Here is a 20827-nt window from a genome sequence, read left to right as displayed (position 1 = left end):
GATTAAATTGTTTGATGCTTATAGACAACTATCGTCATTTTCCGATGCAGAATTTTTCGAATATCCTGTTCAAGATATCATCACCCACGGTCTGGCCGGTTATCTGGCCCAAGTCATCGATGGCCGCCTTGAGATCGCTGGCCAACAGCTCGTATGACAGCTTTTTCTCAAGCCCGTCGATAGCCGTTTTCAAATATTTTAAGCTGTTCTCCATCAACTGCACCTGCCGGGCATTGGCGGCCGAGGCGGCTCCGGCCTCGATGCCCTGTCCGTCGGTAAGCTGGGACACAATGGATCCCTCTAATTCCGGCAGGCCCTGTTCGGTAATAGCCGAGATCCTCAGCCAGGATCTATCGGCTTTACTATTGGAGGGATGGCCCAGATCGCTTTTATTTAACAAAACCAAGCGATGGTATTTTTCGGTCTCGGATAAAAGTCTTTGGTCCTCGGCCGTTATGGGCGATGTGCCGTCCAGCACCAACAGCACCAGGTCGGCCTGCTCCAGCTTGCCCCGGGCCCGGCTGACGCCGTGGGCCTCGATGTTATCGGACGTTTCCCTTAGGCCGGCAGTATCGAACAAACGGACGGGGATGCCCTTGATATCTATCCAGCCCTCCAGCACGTCGCGGGTGGTGCCGGCCGTTTCGGTGACGATGGCCTTCTCCTCCTTGAGCAGCATGTTGAACAGGCTGGATTTCCCCACATTGGGTCTTCCGGCTATCACCACCCGGGCCCCGTCCTTGAGCACCATGGCGGCCCGGCTGCCTTTTAATAATTGTTTGACCTGGCTCTCCGCCAGTTCAATTTTTTTAATGAGGTCCCTTGAATCTGCCGGAGGAAGATCCTCCTCGGGAAAGTCTATCATGGATTCCACCAGGGCGGCCGCATCCAGCAGGCTCTCCCTGACGGCAGCCACCTTGCGGGAGAGCCCCCCGGAGAGCCTTTCTAAGGCGGCCCGGGCGGCGGCGCCGGTCTTGGCGTTGATGATATCGCACACCGCCTCGGCCTGGGCCAGGTCTATCCGGCCGTTAAGAAAGGCCCGCAAAGAGAATTCTCCCGGCCGGGCCGGACGGGCGCCGGCGGCCAGGGCCGCCTCCAGCACCGCGCCGGCCGATGCCGCACCCCCATGGCAGGTGATCTCCACCATCTCCTCGGCGGTAAAAGAATGCGGCGGCTTTAAAACAACCAACATGGCCTCATCAAGCCGGGTGCCTCCGGCATCAACAATATGCCCGTAATACAGCACATGGCTTTTCATAGCCGATGGCCTCACCTTCCCGGAGAAAATGGCATTGCCGATATTGGCCGAATCCGGCCCGGAGATCCTGACCATGGACAGGGCGGCCGGCCCCGTGCCGGTGGCTATGGCGGCTATGGTATCGTTTATTTTCATAATCTTTCTTAATAGACCACGGTAAAGAGTAAGAATACTAAAACTTGGGCTTAAAATCAAGGAATTAATATTCGCGCCTTTAAAAAACGCAAGCCCTTATCGTAAATCAATTTATTTTATCAATAATATTGACATTTATTACTTAAATATGCTAATCTATGCTATTGGAGTTGTAGTATTTGTCTTGATTTTTAACACAACTCACGGGATGCTTTTCCCTTTAATTTATGGTTTGGAGGTAGATCATGAAAAGACATATGTTAATTCTGACGACCCTGATTGTGGCGTTTGGTGCCGCACAAGCTGCGCGGTTTCCGCTTTTGGGCGGGCCGGGACTGATCCATCTACAGTCGGCCAAGGCCGGACAGGGCTTTGGTTTCAGAAGCTTCAACGCCATCACCAATTACGGCGGTCAGAAAGTGTCCTATCTGCCGGGCAGCGATAATTCGTACAGCGACCTGTGGAGCTACAACCTGGTAAATTATTCGCCGATGAATAACCTGGCCTTTATGGTGGTCGGCCTGGCCCATGCCGAGCAATGGAGCATAAACAGCCCCGGAGGAGACAGCCTGGACAACACCCTGGGCTGCCCCGGCGATTTTACCATAGCCGCCAAATACGGCCTCCAGCTTTATGACGGCCAGGTGGACCTGGCGGCCATGCCGATGGTCTCCATTCCCATGGATGAAAAGAAATTTCAGGATTCACCCTCGCAGACCGGGAAGGTTGATTTCGGGGGAAAACTGCTGACCGATATTGCCATGGACAAAACCAGCATCCTGGTAAATGTGGGGTTTTTCACCCGGGGCGACCAGCGTCCCCAGGTCCCGGCCGGGCTGGGTGTCAATTATGAAATAAACAGCCGGTTCTCGGCTTTCATGGAAACCTCGGCTGAACTGCGGATCGGTTCTCTGAAGGATTCCCTGCCCGATTCTATGATTCTTTCAGGGCGGGGCTTCGACCGCACCGAAGCCAGGCTAACTCCCGGACTTCGTTTTGTTCCGCTTCCCTTATTGGGCGTTAACCTGGCCGCCGATATCGGGCTGACCAAGGCCACCCCAGCCTGGCAAGTGGTTCTGGGGCTGGATTTCCCGGCCGCCGCCGGGCTTATCAGGTCCATCATTATGCCCGGCACCATCGCCGGCCTGATAAAACACCGCCGGACCAGCCAGCCGATCAGGGGCATGATCAGCTTCCCCGGCACCAATGTACCGGCGGTGGTCAGCGAGCCCAACGGAAGCTATCAATTAAAGCTGAATCCCGGCACCTACAATATCAAGGTGATGGCCAACGGTTTCCGGACGGTTGACCGGAAGTTAGAGATCAAATCCGGCGAATCGCAGTCCTGGGATCTGACCCTCAGCCCCCGGGAGGGCACCATCAAGGGACAGGTGGCCGATGCCGCCACCGGCAGGCCGGTGCTGGCCGTCATCACCCTGAACGGCAGCGGCGACAGATACAACAACGACCAGGTTACCGGGGGCTTTAGTTTCACCCTGGCCGCCCCAAAAAAATACGATCTGTCTGTGATCGCCCAAGGCTATCAGCCTTATCAAACCAACATCAGTTTGACGGACAAGGAAGAATCCATTCAGAATATCGTACTGCAACCCATTCCTAAACCCAAGCCGGTTCAGCCGGCAGTAGTCCAAAAACCAGCCAAGCCGCCGGTGGCCGCGACGGTAAAGCCCAAACCGGTAAGAACGCCTGCTCCCAAGGCGCCCGGCTTAAGCCCCAAGGAGGTGGCTGGCCTGTATAAGACCGGTGTCAAGCAATACATGAGCGAGGAATACGACAAGGCCGTGGCCACTTTTAAAAAGCTGTTGGCGGCCGACCCCGGAAACACCAAAGCCAAGGATTACCTGAAAAAGAGCCAGGAACGTTTAAAGAAAATTAGAGGATAGTTTCTCTTATGAAATTGTTTCTCCGTTTGATCATAGTGCTGTCCCTGACGGCATCGCTCTCCTGGGCCGCCCGGTTCCCAATCATCGGCGGGCCGGGGCTGGTGCATCTGCAATCGGCCAAGGCCGGCTCCATGTTCGGCTACCGCACGGTAAACTCATTCTCCAGCTACAGCCAGCAGAGCGTCTCCTATCTGGCCGGGGCCGAGAATTCATACAACGACATCTGGAGTCACCAGCTGTTGAGCTTTGCCCCCCTGCCAAATCTGTCGCTGATGCTGAGCGGCCTGGCCCACGGAGAACAATGGACCATCACCAGCCCCGGCGGCGACAGCCTGGACAACACCCTGGGCTGCCCCGGCGACATCACCATCTCTGCCAAATACAGCCTGGCCCTGGCCGATCAAATGGTGGATCTGGGAATAATGCCCATCATCTCGATCCCCATGGACAAGGATAAATATAACGACGGCCCATCCCAAAGCGGCAAGCTGGATTTTGGGGCCAAAATACTGGGCGATATAAATCTCAGGCAGTCCACCATGTATGTAAACCTGGGATTTTTGACCCGGGGCGACCAGCGTCCGCAGGTCCCGGCCGGGGTGGGATATGAGTACGGCTTCAGCCAGAAATTCTCCGCCTTTGCCGAGGTCTCGGCCGAAATGAGAGTGGGCGCGGCAACGGATTCCCTGCCGGATTCCCTAATCCTTTCGGGCCGGGGCTTCGACCGCACCGAGGCTAGGTTCACCCCCGGCATCCATTATGTCCCGCTGGACATCCTGGGCCTCTCCCTTTCGGCCGACATCGGCCTGACCAAGGCCTCTGCCCCCTGGCAGATAACCCTGGGGCTGGATTTGCCGGCCGCCGCCGGGCGGGCCATCTCCGGTGTGATCACCGGGGCCATCGCCGGGTTGATAAAGGACCGCGATACCGGGGTGCCCATGAAGGGTATGATCACCTTCCCCGGCGCCGGGATCCCAGGATCCGTCAGCGACGATATCGGCAAATACCTGGCCGAGCTGCCGCCGGGCGATTACAAGATCCATATCTACGCCAACGGCTATCGCTGGCTGGAGAGGAAGATCAAAGTAGAACCGGGCAAGAAGGAAAAATGGGATCTGACCCTCAAGCGCAAACTGGGGACCATCAAGGGCACCGTGTCCGATGCCGCCACCGGTCAGCCGATCGCAGCCAGCTTCAGTTTCGTGGGCAAAGATCTGCCGGAATTCAGCGCCAATCCCCAAAGCGGGGAGTATAGCACCCTGATTCCCCCGGGGAAATATAACTTATCCGTCACCGCCGACGGGTACCGGTCGCAGAATATGGTGCTGACCACCAGGGACCGCAAGGAGGTCGTCAACGATCTGACCCTGCAGCCCATCGCCTCCGCCCCGGTGGCTTATAATACCACTGCTAGCCGGACCTATCAGCCGCCCCAGGTCTCCGCCCCGGTCGTGCCGCCGGCGCCCAAAACAACCGTATCGGCAAAGCCGGCCAGGACCGTAAAACCCAAAGCCGCAGCTCCCAAGCCGGCCGCCTCGGCCAAACTGTCGGCCGACGAGATCAACGCACTTTACAAGACCGGCGTCAAGCAGTATATGAACGAGGAATACGACAAGGCTGTCAAAACCTTCCAGAAATTATTGAAATCCGATCCCGGCCACGCCAAGGCCAAGGATTATCTGGCCAAGGCCAAGGACCGCCTGAAGAAGATCAAGGGTTAACAGTACAGCTATCGATCATTTCAATTCACCGCAGGGATCCGATAAATTGGTATCGGTTTTTTGCGGTGAAATATATTTGAAACTCAAGCGGGGTATTAAATATGAAACTGATGGACAAGATCCGCCTGGCGATATTCCCCCTGGCTATTCTGATCATGGGCTCATCCTTTATTATGGCTCAGGATGCCTCCTCCTTTAAAAAGGAGGAGTTCTATATGGACTCCGGCCAGCGCCTGCTGATAGAGGTGCACGTCTGGGGCGAGGTCAACAGTCCCGGCATGTACCGGGTGCCGGACGGCTCGACGGTGCTGGACCTTATGTCCAGGGCCGGCGGGCCCACCCAGTATGCCGCCCTTTCCCGGGTAAGGCTGTCGAGCAACGACGGAACCAAACGGCTCAATCAGAAGATAAATATCGACAAATACCTTAACAGCACCAAGGATGTTGACATCCCGGTACTCAAGCCCGGCGACACCGTGATGATCCCGCGCAATGCCCGGTTCTTCTGGAAGGATGCCATCGGTTTTATAGCCGACCTGGCGGTAATCGCCAATGTCTATTACCTGATATCACGGAATAGATAGCCGAACCTATCTGGTCCTACTTTTCTATGGCAGATTTCTTTTATATTGTCATTCCCGATCCCTGTCATGCCTGCGCAGGCAGGCATCCAGGGGTAAACTCCGGAGGGAATCTAACTAAGGATATGGATTCCTGCTTTCTCAGGAATGACGAAAAACGGCTGATTGCAATTGATCGTTCAGGTTGATAAACTATAAACCAAAATAAATTTTCAGACAAGAAAGAGTTCATTCATATTATGTCAGGACCAGTAAGAACCCGCTTCGCCCCCAGCCCCACCGGCTACATGCATATCGGCAATTTGCGCACCGCCCTGTACGCCTATCTTATCGCCCGGGCCATGAACGGCAAGTTCATCCTGCGGATCGAGGATACCGACCAGGAGCGCCTGGTGGAGGGATCGGTCGAGGTTATTTATAATACTTTGAGATTAGTGGGCCTGGAGCACGACGAGGGACCGGATATCGACGGGCCGTTCGGCCCGTACATCCAGAGCCAGCGCAAGGACATTTACAAGGAATGGGCCGAAAAGCTGATCGCCAAAGGCGGGGCCTATCACTGCTTCTGCAGCAAGGAAAAACTGGACTCGCTGCGCAAGGAAGCCGAAGGCAAAGAGACCGTCTTCAAATTCCAGGACCCCTGCCGGGAGCTTGATCCGGCCGAGGCCAAAAAGCGGGCGGTTACCGGCGAACCCTGCGTGGTGCGGCAAAAAATACCACGCGGCGGGAGCACCACCTTCGATGACATGGTTTATGGTTCGGTGACGGTGGAGAACGATACCCTGGAGGACGGAATTCTTTTAAAATCGGACGGACTGCCCACCTACAATTTTGCCAACGTGGTGGACGATCACCTGATGCAGATATCGCACGTCATCCGGGGCAGCGAATATCTGTCCTCGGCGCCGAAATATAACCTGATCTATCAGGCCCTGGGCTGGGAGATCCCGGCCTACATTCATCTGCCTTTGATAATGAAGTCTGCCGGGAAGAAGCTTTCCAAGCGGGAGGGCGACGCCTCCTTCGAGGATTTTTACCACCAGGGCTATCTCGCCGAGGCCATCGTCAATTATATCGCCCTGTTGGGCTGGAATTCCAAGGACGACCGGGAGATCTTTTCGCTGGACGAATTGAAGAAGATATTCAATATATCGGGGCTGAACAATTCCCCGGCCATCTTCGACCCCGACAAACTTAAATGGATGAACGGCGAATATATCCGTAAACTGACTCCCGAGCAGTTCAACCAGATGGCAACGCCCTATTATCAGAAAGCCATTAAAAGAACCGATATCGACTTTATAAAACTCAGCAAGCTGGTCCAGTTAAGAACCGAAGTGTTGAGCGACATCCCCGGGATAGTGGATTTTATAGACACCCTGCCGGAATACGATGTTTCGCTTTACGTGAACAAGAAGATGAAGACTGACCAGGCCGTTTCGCTGGAGTCATTACAACTGGCCCTGACTGTGCTGGGAAGTTTGGAAATTTGGAAACACGAGACAATACATGATGCATTGTTTGGGCTGATAGAGACCCAGGGGCTGAAGACCGGGCAGATGCTGTGGCCTATCCGCACCGCCCTGTCGGGCAAGGAAAGCTCCCCCGGCGGAGCCATTGACCTGGCGGAAGTGCTGGGTAAAGAGGAGACTTTGAGACGAATTTCCAAAGGTATTGATAAATTAGGAGGATGATGTTATGGATAAAAGTTTAAGAGAACGTGATATCGAAGAGGTATTAAAAAACGCAAATTGTTTCCCAAGTGCAGTTGGAGAAGTAAAAGGAATAATGACAGTTTTTGCAAAATGCACGATAGATATATATCAAGCTATTGATCAAGTCAACGGTAATGTTAAAGCCGTTACCAAAGAATTAAACGAAACAAGACAAGAAATAAAAGCCTTCAATGACTCCACATCCAAATTAAGTAAACGTCTTGTTTGGTTAAATGGAATATTAGCATTTGCTACTATCATAGGTGCTATCGCTACAGCAAAAGTGGCAAACCTTTTTTAACTAATTAATAAAATAGATACATGAACAACACCGAAAACACCAAGACCCCCATTGAAGGCGCGGCCGCCACCAATTTCATCCGCGAGGCCGTGGCCGAGGACCTTAAGAGCGGCCGCTTCAAATCGGTTCACACCCGCTTCCCGCCGGAGCCCAACGCCTACCTCCACATCGGCCATGCCAAGGCCATCTGGATAGACTACGGCATTGCTTTGGAATTCAACGGGCTTTTCAACCTGCGCTTCGACGACACCAACCCGGCCAGGGAGGAGCAGGAGTTCGTGGACGCGATAATAGAAGACGTAAAATGGCTGGGGGCCGATTTCGGCGACCGCCTGCTGTTCGCCTCGGACTACTTCGAGCAGATGTATCTATGGGCCGAGGAGCTCATCAAAAAAGGCAAAGGCTACGTCTGCGACCTGGCGGCCGAGGAGGTCAGCAAGACCAGGGGAACCCTGACCGAGCCGGGAAAGAACAGCCCCCATCGCGACCGTGGCGTTGACGAGAACCTGGCCCTGTTCCGCCGGATGAGGGCCGGGGAATTCCCCGACGGCTCCAGGACCTTGCGGGCCAAGATAGACATGACCCACCCCAATCTGAACCTGCGCGACCCGGTGATGTACCGCATTCTGCACACCCCTCACCACCGCCAGGGCGACAAGTGGTGCCTCTACCCCATGTACGACTGGGCCCACGGCCTGGAGGATTCCATCGAGGGCATCACCCATTCGCTGTGCTCGCTGGAATACGAGGACCATCGTCCGCTATACGACTGGTTCCTGGACCAGCTGGGCATCTATCATCCCCGGCAGATAGAGTTCGCCAGGCTTAATATGACCTATACGGTGATGAGCAAGAGAAAATTCATCGACATGGTAAAGACCAAAAAGGTGACAGGATATGATGATCCCCGGCTCTCCACTCTGGCCGGGATGCGCCGCCGCGGTTTCTCCTCGCTGGCCATCAAAAATTTCTGCGAGCGGATCGGGGTGGCCAAGCGCGACAGCCTGGTGGATTATGCCCTGCTGGAGCATTATGTTCGGGAGGACCTTAATAAGCGGGCGCCGCGATATATGGGGATACTCAATCCTGTCAAGGTGGTCATCACCAATTATCCCGAGGGCCAGAGTGAGGAAGTGGACGCGGTCAACAACCCCGAGGATCCCTCGGCCGGAAAACGCAAAGTGCCTTTCTCCCGCGAGCTGTATCTGGAGCGGGACGATTTCATGGAGGAGCCGCACAAGAAATTCTACCGCCTGTCGCCGGGCCGCGAGGTGCGCCTACGCTGGGCTTATTTCATCACCTGCACCGAGGCCATAAAGGATGCTTCGGGAAACATCACCGAACTTCGCTGCACCTACGACCCGGCCACCAAGGGCGGCGATGCCCCGGATGGCCGCAAGGTCAAGGCCACTTTGCACTGGGTGTCGGCCAAACATGCCATTGAGGCCGAGGCCCGGCTTTATGACAAGCTGTTCACCAAAGAGAATCCGGACGATGCCCCGGAGGGGCAGGATTTTACCGCCAACCTAAATCCGGATTCGCTGAAAATCATCCCCTCCTGCAAATGCGAACCGGCCTTGGCCAAGGTCAAGCCGGGGGAAGCTATACAATTGGAACGTCTGGCATATTTCTGCGTCGACCCGGATTCCAGGGAAGGCAAGCTGGTGCTCAACCGCACCGTGCCGTTGAAGGAATCCTGGGGCAAAGCAGTCAAGGAGTAAATAAATTAAAGACCCCACCCTTTATCCCTCTCCTAATGCGTTAGGGGAGGGGCAGGGGTGGGGTCAATCAATTGACGTATAATTACATCTATGGTAAAATTACATTCATGAAAGACATCAAGCTAAAAAAAGTAGAATGGCTCTATCTGTGGTTCATTCTGGGCCTTTCTTTGCTGACCCTGATCTTCCTGCCAAAATTGAAAGGTTGGCCGCAGATATTCTACATCTACGGACTAACCCTGGCGGCCTATGCTCTGGTGATATTTCTGAATACTCGCTGGCCCAATAAATTCACCAAGACCCTCCGCCATTTAGCGCCCTACGCCGGGATACTGCCAGTCTTCCAGAGCCTGGGCTATATTACCCAGTATATCCGGCCCGACCTGGACAGCTATCTAATAAAGATTGATTTCGCCATGTTCGGGGTTCATCCCACCGTCTGGCTGGAGCGAATGACCTTTCCCTGGATGGTGGATTTGCTGGCCCTGGCTTATTCCAGTTATTATTTTCTGCCGGTGGTTCTGGCCGTCTTTTTACATTTCGACCAAAAGCACCACGAGTTGGAGCATCTTTTTCTGGCGGTAACTATCGGGTTTTTCATCTCCTATGTGGGATACCTGCTGGTGCCGGCCGTCGGGCCGCGCTTTACCCTGACCGGCCAACAAGCCGCCCCGGTCAAGGGCCTTTTCTGGGGCAACCAGATCCTGGATTTCCTGACCGCCAACGAATTCAATAAAAGGGATTGCTTCCCCTCCGGCCATACCGGCATAACCCTGATAGTGCTGTACTACGCCCACGCCCATCACAAAAAACTGTTCGCCTTCATGCTGCCGGTGGGGATATTGCTGATCATGGCCACGGTTTTCTTAAGGCTGCATTATGTGATAGACGTCATCGCCGGGTTCGTGCTGGCCGCGCTGGCTATCATCATCACCGAGCTATGGAACCCGCATTTCCTGCCGGTGAAAGACAAAGAAAAAGAGGCCGCCCAGAATTAGGGCGGCCTCTTTTATTATTACCTAACCCCTGCCCACTTCGCAAGGTAAAATAAAATTCTCCTCAGTGCAGGCCCTTCCCCGACGGGGAAGGGGTTTTACAAGTCAGGTTATCTTTTTCTCATATACCCGGTAGGTTTTGTAGATCTTCGACCCCACCGCCTCGGCCAACCGGTTCATCATGACGTTATTCTCCAGCACCCAGGAAAGCTCCCCTGTCTTGAAGCCCTTTCTGACGGCGTTTTCAAAGACCCGGCTGATCAGCCCGGCCTCTATCCCCCGGTGCTGGTAGTCGCTAACCACACCGGCGGTCAGCACCCTGGCGTGGGTGATCTTTCTTTTATGCCACAGGAATTTTATCATCTCCAGCGGGCCCATCCTGCCGTTCAGCTTTTTGATGACGTAATTGTAATCCGGCAGGGCCCACAGCGAGCCCACCGGCTTCTGCCCATCGAAGGCGAAAATCACGAAATCCGGGTCCACGATATCCTTGAAATTTTCGGCGTAATGATCTATCTCGTGTTCGGTCAGGGGAACAAATCCCCAGTTATGGCTCCAGGCCTGGTTGTAGACCTCCTTGAATATCTTCACCTCCTGGGCGAACTTTTTTTTATCGATGCTCCGGAAGGTGATCCCCTTCCTCTCCACCCTCTCAGCCAGCAGTCTTACCCGCCGGCCATCCATCTTCTCCACGTCGAAGAAATAGGCATAAAAATCTATGGCTTTTACCAGGCCGCATCCCTCGATAAGTTTTGGATAATAGGGCGGGTTGTAGGTCATTTCTATCACCGGCGGGGAGTCGAAGGCGTCTATCAGCAGGCCGGCGGTGTCGTTGGTGGTGAAGTTGAACGGGCCCCGAATGGTGTCCATGCCCTGTTCTTTCAGCCAGTTCCCGGTAGCAGTAAACAGGGCCTGAACGGCATTCTGGTCATCTATACATTCAAAGAAACCGAAGAAGCCGCATTTCTCTTTATGAAAATCATTACTGTTGTCGTCGATGTGGGCGGAAATGCGTCCGATGCTTTGGCCGTTCCGCTGGGCCAGAAAGTAGGCGGCCCGGGCATGTTCAAAGAAGGCGTTCTTCCCTGTATCCAGCATCTTGCGCTGCTCGGCGATCAGCGGCGGCACCCAGCAGGGGTCGTTTCGATAGATGCCCCATGGCAGCTTTATGAAATCATCAATATCCGCCCGACTGACCGCCTGCTTGATAATGATATCATCCGGCATGAGAACCTTTCTTCTAAGATCTGCCACAAATAATGATTTGCCTCCGAGAGATCAGATCTGTCTTTTCATCGCTGTGATTATTTTTTTTGATTATGGAAATAATAGTATTCCGGTTTTATTTTCGTGTGTTTAGTGGGTAAAAAAGCGTATTAGCAGCCCCTACTTGATCAGATCGCCCAGCCGCGGAAAGCGGATATTCTTCCAGAACATCCAGAAGGGCTCGCCGTTCTCCGAATCCCAGGACCAGTAGATGAACAGCGCCCGGCCCCTAAGTAGATTCTTGGGCAGGGGACCCCAGAAGCGTGAATCCAGCGAGTTGTCCCGGTTGTCGCCCATGGCGAAGATGTTCCCCGGCGGAATCACCACCGGACCGAAGTTGTCGCGCATCCAGCCCAGCTGGACGAATTTTCTTTCCTCCCAGGCCTTCTGATAATCCGGCTTCCAGATATTCTTGACTGTGTCCCTGTTCTGGGTGCTGTCCCAGGCCTTGTGGACGGCATAGAGCTCATCGGGCCTTTTGCCGTTAACATAGAGGTCCTGGCCGATCACCTCCACGGTGTCGCCCTCCACCGCCACGCAGCGCTTGATGAAATCGCGCCCGTCCAGCGGGTATTTGAACACCACGATATCGCCGGGCTCCGGCGGCCGGATGCCCGGCAGGATCACCCGGTCGGTGAATGGGATCTTGGTGCCGTAGATGAACTTGTTGACCATCAGAAAATCCCCCACCAGCAGGGTGTCCTCCATGGAGCCGGATGGTATCTTGAAGGCCTGGATCAATAGACTACGGATAATCAGAGCCATCACCGCCGCCCAGATTATGGACTCCGCCCAGTCCCGGTACCAGGACTTCTTGCGGTTATTGTGAGCTTTCAGCATGTTATATTTTTGGTTTTTTATTTTTAAATATTTTTTAGCTCAGTATCTTGCCTATGCGGTTCAGCCTGAACCGCTGCCAGAATTTACCTAGCGGAATGTCGGACTGCTTGTCCCACGACCAGTAGATGAACATCACCCTCCCCCGGATGTTCTTTTTGGGCAGCGGCCCCCAGTAACGGGAATCGAATGATTCGTCGCGATTGTCGCCCATCATGAAGTAGCAGTCCGGCGGAACGACTATCGGCCCGAAGTTGTCGCGCACCCAGTAGCGGTCGGAGTTTCGTCCGCTTTCCCAGTCTCCCTGGATCGTTCGTGGGTTGATGAAGACCTGCGGGAACGGATATTCCTCGGGATCGGTATGCTGGACGAACTTTTGTTCCATCTTTTTGCCGTTCAGGTAGAGATCCTTGTTCTTCACCTCGATAGTGTCGCCGGGCAGGCCGATACAGCGCTTGACTAGGGTCAGTCCGTCGTAGGGGCTGCGGAAGATCACCATCTGTCCCGGCCTGGGCGAGGTCATCGAAAGCACTGTCTTATCGGTAAAGGGGATGTGGAGGCCGTAGGTGAATTTCTCAGCGAACAGCCGGTCGCCCGGCAGGATGGTCTTCTCCATGGAGCCGGTGGGCACCTCGTAGGCCTCCAGCAGAAAGGGGTTGATGATGAATTTGACCACGATCACCGCAAACAGCAGCGGCCACAGCCAGTCGTGCCAGAATTTTTTAAAAGATTTGTTATTCATATCATTCAAAATATTATAGTTTGCTTTTTATTTTGCCACAAAAGGCACAGAACACACAAAGATATTGATCGCTCTCAATAACACCAAATATCTAACCCCATAATCCATTCCCTATCATCTATTCCCCGTTAGTCCCCCACTTTTAAAACCGCCAGGAAGGCCTCCTGGGGGATCTCCACGTTGCCCACCTGCTTCATCCGCTTCTTGCCCTCCTTCTGTTTCTCCAGCAGTTTCCGCTTGCGGGTGATGTCCCCGCCGTAGCACTTGGCGGTGACGTTCTTGCGGTAAGCCTTGACCGACTCCCGGGCGATGATCCGGCTGCCGATGGCGGCCTGGATGGCGATCTCGTACTGCTGTCTCGGTATCAGCTTGCGCAGCTTCCCCACCAGGGTCTTGCCCCATTCGAAGGAGTGCTGCTTGTGGACGATGGAGGACAGCGCGTCCAGCGGATCCCCGTTGATCAGGATATCCAGCTTGACCAGCTCGGACTGGCGGTATTCCAGCATCTCGTAGTCCAACGAGGCATAGCCCTTGGAGAGACTTTTGAGTTTATCGTAAAAATCGAAGATGATCTCGGCCAGCGGAAACTCGTAGAACAGTATCCCTCTAGTGGGATCCAGGTATTCCAGTTTTTTATAGATGCCCCGCCGGTCCTGCCCCAGCTTCATGATGTTGCCAATGAACTCGGCCGGCACCACGATCTCGGCGGCCACATACGGCTCCTCCACCTTTTCAATGCTGACCTCGGAGGGCATCTCGGCCGGGTTGTCCACCTGCAGGACGGTTCCGTCGGTCTTGTAGACCTTGTACTCCACGTTGGGCACGGTGTTGATCAGGGAAAGATTGTATTCCCGCTCCAGGCGCTCCTGGACGATCTCCATGTGCAGCATGCCCAAAAACCCGCAGCGGAAACCGAAGCCCAGGGCCCCCGAGGTCTCGGGGATGTAGGACAGGGCCGAGTCGTTGAGCACCAGTTTTTCCAGGGCCTCCCGCAGTTCGGGATACTGCTGGTTCTCGGTGGGATACAGCCCGGCGTAGACCATGGGCTTGACCTGCTTGTAGCCCGGCAAGGGGCCTTGGGCCGGATGTTCGGCGTCGGTGATGGTGTCGCCCACCCGGGCGTCGGAGACGGTCCTGATGCCGGCCACCACGTAGCCCACCTCGCCGGTCAGCAATATATCCTTGGGATACATGCCCAGCTTGAGGGTCCCCACCTCGGTGACCTCGAAGATCTTTTCGTTGGAGAACAGCTTGATCTGCATGCCCTTCTTCAAACTGCCCTCTACCATCCGGATGTACGGCACCGCCCCGCGGTAGACGTCGAAGATGCAGTCGAAGATCATGGCCCGGGGCGGCCCCTCGGTTTTCCCGGAGGGCGCCGGGATCTTTTCGATGATCACCTGCAGCAGTTTGTCGATGCCCAGGCCTGTCTTGGCGCTGACCAATAATATGTCCTCGTCGTCGCATCCAATTAGTTCGATGATCTGCTGTTTACTACGCTCCACCTCGGCCGAGGGCAGGTCTATCTTATTGATGACCGGGATGATGGTCAGGTTGTGGTTGACCGCCTGGTAGAGGTTGGCTACCGTTTGGGCCTCCACCCCCTGGGTAGCATCCACCACCAGGATGGCGCCCTCGCAGGCCGCCAGGGAACGGGAAACCTCGTAGCCGAAATCCACGTGGCCCGGAGTGTCTATCAGGTTGAAGATATAATCCTGTCCGCTGGGGGAGCGGTAGTTCATCTTGACCGGATGCATCTTGATGGTGATGCCCCGCTCCCGCTCCAGGTCCATGCTGTCCAGCACCTGCTCCTGCATGTCCTTCTTCATGATGGACCCGGTGGTCTCCAATAGACGGTCGGCCAGGGTGGATTTCCCATGGTCTATATGGGCGATTATGCAGAAATTTCTAATGTTAGCTTGGGACAATTATTTGTGCTCCTGAAAAATTATTTTGCCGCAAAGCGATGCGCTGAGTTTACCGAAGTGACGCGAAGAACGCCAAGTTATTTTATTTGTTGGTCATGACAGTTAATGCAACACCATAATGACGCGATAAAAACCAATCGCTTTGACTTTGTTGAAATACAAAGGAAAATTCGCCCTTGCTCCAAAACGGCAAGCTTGCTAAGGTATATTGACCAATGTTGAGATCAAAATTATGAATGCCGCTGAAAGCTGTTATATAATCGTATTTGCCACTAACGAAAAGATGCGATTTTTGCCCTCTCCAATTCCACAAACGGATCGGCGTTAATAGTTTCACGTTACATCCAAATTGTGGACTTAACGTTTTTTTGTTCTCATTGATATTTACAGTTTCAATAGTAGTTAATTTATCATACGCTCGGTATTCATCTTTAAACCCAAGATAGGTACAACCGATTTCGGGACATAAATATAGATTTTCAGTAATTGGTAAACGATAATGAATCAACAACGGGATGGTAAAATCAATAAGCACATAGGGTGCGATTTTTTCGTTACTGTTTTCGATAGTGTCTGGCCCCGTAAGCCCTAATAAACTATTTGAGCTGTATGCGATACCAAGTGAAGTGGAAAAAGATTTCTTTCCAACACAAATATTAGCTTCTATAAAAGATAAATATGGTGTAAGATTTTTTTCGCCACTGTGCGCCTCTGGCAAATAACACCGTATATATTTACCAAACCCAACATTACAGGAAACCCCACCATACCAGTTTAACACATTAGTTGAATCATACCTGTATTGGTAAACTAATTTTACTGGTTCCTTGCGGTAAAAGGGATATTTATTACCCAGTATTATTTGGCCGGTTTTTCTATCAAAGTTACCACCCGTAAAATAATTAATCGTATCTTGCTCATGATAAATACCTATTATGTCAGATACATTTTGATACCATGCTATATCTAATAAACTGTCGTTTAGGCCCCCCAAGTTACTCCATAACATCAATTCCGTAGTTAGAATTGTATCTTTTTTGTTGGACGTGATTGTGTTTCCGGAAACAACCGACGCCAAGCTATCTTGCCCTGATGCTATCCCCGCGGAAGCTATGGCAATTACTAATATATATGTTAATTTTCGTTTCATCGTACTGAATACTGTATACAGGTTACAGGCTACCCTTTTTGGCCCCCCTGCTTAAATCCCTCCGCCGCCTTGACAAACCTCTCGAACAGTCTTCTCTGCTCCGGCATGGTCTCGGCGATCCGCTCGGGATGCCACTGCACTCCCAGCATGAACCCTGCCTCACCGGAGCAGGATTCCAGGCCCTCGATCACACCGTCCGGGGTCCAGGCTACGGCCTTAAGACCCGGAGCCAAATCTTTGACCGCCTGGTGATGGACGCTGTTCACCGAGGCCGAGGTGGTTCCCAGGATGGAGGCCAGGCAGGAATCCGGGGCGATGCTGACCGAGTGCACCAGCTCATCTGGGGTCTGCTCCCGCATATGGTCAAAGGCCGTGCCCTGTTCGTCGTTGATGTCCTGGTAAAGCGAGCCGCCCAGGGCGACATTCATTATCTGCATGCCCCGGCAGATGCCGAACATGGGCATTTTTCTGCTGGCAGCCTTCTTGATCATTGCCAGCTCGAACTCATCCCGAAGCGGATTGAAAAATTTTGCCTTGGGATGATTCTCGGCGCCCAGGTGCTTGGCTTCAATATCGCCCCCGCCGATTAGCAACAGCCCATCCATCATATCCAGGGCCTCGTCACAGCGATCAACGATGGACGGCACCACTATGGGATACCCTCCGGCCCCGGTCACGGCCCGGACATAGGGCCCGGTCAGGATATGGTGGTAGCTGGTCTGGTCGGGGCTGCGCAGGGCGGTAAGCCCGATTATGGGATCTTTCATATGCTCTTTCCTGGCCGCTGTTCGTTTGGTTGATCTTGGGGCAACCTGCGAGGGTTTATCATATCATAAATTATGGTGTTTTCGCAAGCAGACATTCGGCTTATATTTCCCCCCGCCGTCACACTATCGAATACCTAGAGGGAACTAATTTGGATTATTACTCTTGCAATTAAATAGATCAATAATCCTTATCGTTTATCGAACATCCTTGTTGTCATGCCATTGAAGAATGGCATCCAGGCCTGGATTCCCGACCTCTCCCCGCCTGCCGGCTTCCCTCTCCAATGTGGAGAGGGAATGAGGGAGCGGTCAGGGAATGACACATTGCGCCATTTATTCGCCGAAGCAATAAAAAAAACATTTGACAACCGGACGGTATTTTGATATCATCTATATAGCCATATAGCTATATAAGCATTTCAAGGCATACATTATGAAAAATTTAGTCAAGGTGTTCAAGGCCCTGGGGGACAAGAACCGGATTAGAATACTCAAAATGCTTCAGGATAATCCCCGGAGCGTAAATGAGTTAACCACGGTCCTGGGCATCTCCCAGCCCAGCGTTTCCCGCCACCTGCGTCAGCTCAAGGATGCGGGACTGGTTGAGGACAAACGGGACACCCTATGGGTCAACTACCGGCTGTCCGCCGCCGCCGCCAATGAATACGTCCCGATCCTTCTTAAGCATATCACCCAATGGGCCAACCAGGACAGCATGGTCAGCGACGATCACCTGAGGATGAACAAGGTATGCCGGAAAAGCCCGGTGAAAATACCGAGGAAAAAGAAATTGCCCTAACCCTGCCCAAGGGGACCCGTGAATAAACCGGCCAATCGCCGCCCCGGGCAACGGTTTCGACAGTCAATAATCATAAACATAACCGAGATAACCCATGAATCACTTCTTTTTCTCCAGCGAAATTAGCGATGTCGTCCAGCAGGAAAATCTTCTGCCCGATGGTTTACTAAACCGGCTGCATTCGGCCTATCCTCAATACTCCGGGTTTAGAGAGAAGACAAAAATCTTATTCAACGATAAAGCACAGTATGTGGGCTTGGAGGGTTTCCGGGAGATCGTGGAAATACTGCGAAAAAACGGCATCGAGTTAAGAGATATCCGGGAGCGGGAGTTATTTATCGAGGTTTACCGCTTTATGGCCACCCGGCACGTTTTAAACACAATAAACTGGCTGGATTTTGAAAAAGATTCCGTCTTTCAGTTGGTTTTTCCCCAGCCCGGCATGATACGCTCCGATGTAACCCAGGCTTACTTAAACGCCCAAACCGAGGCTCAGCGGCAAAAAGTAGTGAAGGATCACATCAGGGAGACCAACCCCCACGACGGCAAGCAAAAACTGAACAAACCGGCTTTCCGGAACAGGGATGGGGAGGTCGAGATCGTCGACGGCAGCCAGCACAAGTATCCCCAGTGCCAGCTTATCTTCGACATCCAGACCCAGCATTGCTTTGCCTTCTGCAATTACTGCTTCCGGCACGCCCAGGTCCGGGGCGATGAGGATATGTTCTGTCAGAAAGACGTTAGCCAGATACACCAATACCTCAGACAGCACCAGGAGGTGACTGACATCCTGATCACCGGCGGCGACGCCGGCTATCTGACCGCTGATCGCTTTGCGGAATACATCAACCCGATCATTGAGGATCCCGAACTGCTGCACATCAAGACGGTCCGCCTGGGCACCCGCGTTCTGACATACCATCCAGAGCTCATTCTTTCCCGGGATTACGACCAGATGCTTGGATTGTTCAGGAAACTCAAGGATCACGGCATCCAACTGGCGTTCATGTCCCATTTCTCCACCCCCAGGGAGATCCTCAACCCCAGCACTATTGCAGCCATCAGGAGATTACAGGCGCACGGCGCGACCGTCAAGAGCCAGAGTCCCATTATGAATCACATCAGTCTGTTCACCAACGAAAAAGGCGAAGTGGACGTCGATCGTTCGGCCCAGAACTGGATCGACCTGGGCAACGTGCTGGCCATGCTTTCGGTAGGGTTTCACTCCATGTATTGCGCCAGGCCCACCGGCGAGCATCACTACTTCACAGCGCCGCTGGCCGACATAAACAAGGTGTTCAGCAAGGTATATCGTTCCCTGGCTTCCATAAACCGACCCTCCAGATACATCACCATGACCTCCTCGGCTGGTAAGATATCGCTGCTGGGGACAGTCGAGGTAAACGGCGAAACCGTTTTTGCCCTGAAGTTCAACGAGGCCCGGGATATGGCCTGGATGGACAAGGTTTACCTGGCAAAATACGACGAAAAAGAAAATACCATCGCCAATCTGAAGCCCTACGGCGCTGACAAGCATTTCTACGAGGACGAGTTGGCGGACATTGAAAAGCGGCTGGAGGAATCCGTGGCCAAGCCCCATCAGGACAAGCCGGACCTAACCGCAACGGTCCTGGCCGCGAACAACCATGATCAATAAGATAGTAACATCTACCGCCCAGGCGGTGGCCGATATCTTTGACGGGGCCACGGTAATGATAGCCGGCTTCGGCGAGGCCGGCAGCCCCATCGAGCTGATACACGCCTTAATAGACCACGGGGCAAAAAATCTCACAGTGGTCAGCAACAACACCGGCAACGGTCATGTTGGACTGGCGGCCCTGATTGAGAACCGCCAGGTTAAAAAAATGATCTGCTCCTTCCCCCGAACCGCCCAGTCGGTGGTCTTCCCGGAGCTGTACTGCAAAGGGGAGATCGAGCTTGAGCTGGTGCCCCAGGGAACCCTGGCCGAAAGGATAAGGGCCGGAGGGGCCGGCATCCCCGCATTCTATACCCCCACCTCGGTAAACACGCCGCTGGCCGAGGGCAAGGAGGCCAGGATCTTCGACGGAAAGACCTACCTGCTGGAGCCCGGACTAACAGCCGATTTCGCCCTGATCAAATGCAAGACCGCCGACCGCTACGGCAATCTGCTTTATAATAAGACGGCCCGTAACTTCTCCCCCATCATGTGCATGGCCGCTCGATCCTCCATAGTCCAGGCCGGTCGCATCGTTGCCGTGGGCGAGATCGATCCCGAGGCAGTGATCACCCCGGGGATCTTCGTGCGCAAGGTGGTGGCGGTGCCCAATCCGGCCAGTGAAAACCAACTCCTTAAAGAGAACAAGAGATATCCATGAAAAGTGAAGCCGTAAAAGGATGGACCCGCGAGCAGATGGCCCAGAAGGTCGCCCAGAACATACCCGACGGCTCTTATGTCAACCTAGGCATCGGACTGCCGGAGCTGGTTGCTAATTACATTCCGGAAGGAAGCGAGGTGCTGTTCCATACCGAGAACGGCCTGCTGGGGGTGGGGCCCTCCCCCCTGCCGGGCCAAGAGGACGATGAGCTGATCAACGCCGGAAAGAGGTCGGTGACGGCCATAAAGGGCGCCTGCTATTTTCACCATGCCGACAGTTTTGCCATGGTCCGGGGCGGGCATATTGACATCTGCGTGCTGGGGGCCTTCCAGATCTCGGGCGGCGGCGACCTGGCCAACTGGTCTACCGGGGAGCCCAATGCCATCCCGGCGGTGGGCGGAGCCATGGACCTGGTCCAGGGCGTCAAGACCATTTTTGTGATCACCCAGCATACCACCAAAACCGGGGAAGCGAAGATCGTGAAAGAATGCACCTGCCCGCTTACCGGCAAAGGGGTGGTCGACAGGATATTCACGGAATACGCCGTTATCGAAGTGAGGAGTGACGGATTGCATGTTTTGGAGATGGCGCCGGGCGTGGAATTCGATTTTCTCCAGAGCATAACGGCGGTTCCGCTTCATACCAAATAA

18 protein-coding genes are annotated in these 20827 nt (G+C 53.7%); 11 read left to right on the top strand and 7 right to left on the bottom strand.

The window, feature by feature from the left end:
• Nucleotides 1–34: 34 nt before the first annotated feature.
• Nucleotides 35–1393 (bottom strand): tRNA uridine-5-carboxymethylaminomethyl(34) synthesis GTPase MnmE, encoded by a 1359-nt coding sequence (gene mnmE / locus KJ869_03050; protein MBU1576168.1) that lies wholly within the window; start codon nucleotides 1391–1393, stop codon nucleotides 35–37.
• 245 nt (nucleotides 1394–1638) lie between these two features.
• On the opposite strand from mnmE, the gene KJ869_03045 reads away from it, so the two are divergent.
• The 7 genes from KJ869_03045 to KJ869_03015 all read left to right on the top strand — a co-directional run bounded on the left by KJ869_03045 (nucleotide 1639) and on the right by KJ869_03015 (nucleotide 10334).
• Complete coding sequence (locus KJ869_03045) at nucleotides 1639–3297, top strand: carboxypeptidase-like regulatory domain-containing protein (GenBank protein MBU1576167.1); 1659 nt, start codon at nucleotides 1639–1641, stop codon at nucleotides 3295–3297.
• A gap of 8 nt (nucleotides 3298–3305) precedes the next feature.
• Nucleotides 3306–5018 carry a hypothetical protein gene (locus KJ869_03040; GenBank protein ID MBU1576166.1) on the top strand — a complete coding sequence of 571 codons (1713 nt, stop codon included), beginning with the start codon at nucleotides 3306–3308 and terminating at the stop codon, nucleotides 5016–5018.
• A 101-nt stretch (nucleotides 5019–5119) separates the two neighbouring features.
• Nucleotides 5120–5602, top strand: coding sequence for an SLBB domain-containing protein (locus KJ869_03035; protein MBU1576165.1), 483 nt, complete (start codon nucleotides 5120–5122; stop codon nucleotides 5600–5602).
• A 236-nt stretch (nucleotides 5603–5838) separates the two neighbouring features.
• Nucleotides 5839–7293 carry a glutamate--tRNA ligase gene (locus tag KJ869_03030; protein ID MBU1576164.1) on the top strand — a complete coding sequence of 485 codons (1455 nt, stop codon included), beginning with the start codon at nucleotides 5839–5841 and terminating at the stop codon, nucleotides 7291–7293.
• A 4-nt stretch (nucleotides 7294–7297) separates the two neighbouring features.
• Entirely contained in the window at nucleotides 7298–7615 is a 318-nt protein-coding gene (locus KJ869_03025; GenBank protein ID MBU1576163.1) for a hypothetical protein, read from the top strand.
• A gap of 20 nt (nucleotides 7616–7635) precedes the next feature.
• Nucleotides 7636–9336, top strand: coding sequence for a glutamine--tRNA ligase/YqeY domain fusion protein (locus KJ869_03020; GenBank protein ID MBU1576162.1), 1701 nt, complete (start codon nucleotides 7636–7638; stop codon nucleotides 9334–9336).
• 107 nt (nucleotides 9337–9443) lie between these two features.
• Nucleotides 9444–10334, top strand: a complete 891-nt coding sequence (locus tag KJ869_03015; GenBank protein ID MBU1576161.1) for a phosphatase PAP2 family protein — start codon at nucleotides 9444–9446, stop codon at nucleotides 10332–10334.
• Between the two features lie 102 nt (nucleotides 10335–10436).
• On the opposite strand, the gene KJ869_03010 is transcribed toward KJ869_03015, so the two are convergent.
• The 6 genes from KJ869_03010 to KJ869_02985 all read right to left on the bottom strand — a co-directional run bounded on the left by KJ869_03010 (nucleotide 10437) and on the right by KJ869_02985 (nucleotide 17021).
• The gene (locus tag KJ869_03010; protein MBU1576160.1) at nucleotides 10437–11558 is read right to left on the bottom strand and encodes an N-acetyltransferase; all 1122 of its coding nucleotides are present in this window, start codon (nucleotides 11556–11558) and stop codon (nucleotides 10437–10439) included.
• Nucleotides 11559–11717: 159 nt separating this feature from the next.
• A complete protein-coding gene (lepB, locus tag KJ869_03005) occupies nucleotides 11718–12437 on the bottom strand; it encodes a signal peptidase I (protein ID MBU1576159.1) in 720 nt (239 codons plus the stop codon).
• Nucleotides 12438–12471: 34 nt separating this feature from the next.
• The gene (gene lepB / locus KJ869_03000; GenBank protein MBU1576158.1) at nucleotides 12472–13176 is read right to left on the bottom strand and encodes a signal peptidase I; all 705 of its coding nucleotides are present in this window, start codon (nucleotides 13174–13176) and stop codon (nucleotides 12472–12474) included.
• Between the two features lie 128 nt (nucleotides 13177–13304).
• Nucleotides 13305–15104: a translation elongation factor 4 gene (gene lepA / locus KJ869_02995; GenBank protein MBU1576157.1), complete on the bottom strand. Its 1800-nt coding sequence runs from the start codon at nucleotides 15102–15104 to the stop codon at nucleotides 13305–13307.
• An 82-nt stretch (nucleotides 15105–15186) separates the two neighbouring features.
• Nucleotides 15187–16254: a hypothetical protein gene (locus tag KJ869_02990; GenBank protein MBU1576156.1), complete on the bottom strand. Its 1068-nt coding sequence runs from the start codon at nucleotides 16252–16254 to the stop codon at nucleotides 15187–15189.
• A gap of 29 nt (nucleotides 16255–16283) precedes the next feature.
• Entirely contained in the window at nucleotides 16284–17021 is a 738-nt protein-coding gene (locus KJ869_02985) for a gamma-glutamyl-gamma-aminobutyrate hydrolase family protein (protein MBU1576155.1), read from the bottom strand.
• Between the two features lie 433 nt (nucleotides 17022–17454).
• Here KJ869_02985 and KJ869_02980 point away from each other — a divergent pair, with 433 nt between their 5' ends.
• The 4 genes from KJ869_02980 to KJ869_02965 all read left to right on the top strand — a co-directional run bounded on the left by KJ869_02980 (nucleotide 17455) and on the right by KJ869_02965 (nucleotide 20827).
• Nucleotides 17455–17820 (top strand): metalloregulator ArsR/SmtB family transcription factor, encoded by a 366-nt coding sequence (locus KJ869_02980; protein ID MBU1576154.1) that lies wholly within the window; start codon nucleotides 17455–17457, stop codon nucleotides 17818–17820.
• 94 nt (nucleotides 17821–17914) lie between these two features.
• On the top strand, nucleotides 17915–19477 hold the full coding sequence (locus KJ869_02975) for a hypothetical protein (protein ID MBU1576153.1): 1563 nt from the start codon (nucleotides 17915–17917) through the stop codon (nucleotides 19475–19477).
• Entirely contained in the window at nucleotides 19467–20177 is a 711-nt protein-coding gene (locus tag KJ869_02970) for a 3-oxoacid CoA-transferase subunit A (GenBank protein MBU1576152.1), read from the top strand. The genes KJ869_02975 and KJ869_02970 overlap by 11 nt, the downstream gene beginning before the upstream one ends.
• The gene (locus KJ869_02965; protein MBU1576151.1) at nucleotides 20174–20827 is read left to right on the top strand and encodes a 3-oxoacid CoA-transferase subunit B; all 654 of its coding nucleotides are present in this window, start codon (nucleotides 20174–20176) and stop codon (nucleotides 20825–20827) included. The genes KJ869_02970 and KJ869_02965 overlap by 4 nt, the downstream gene beginning before the upstream one ends.

It is taken from the genome of Candidatus Edwardsbacteria bacterium (genome assembly GCA_018821925.1).
Classification (GTDB): Bacteria; Edwardsbacteria; AC1; order AC1; family EtOH8; genus UBA2226.
This window is presented reverse-complemented; position numbering and strand designations above follow the sequence as displayed.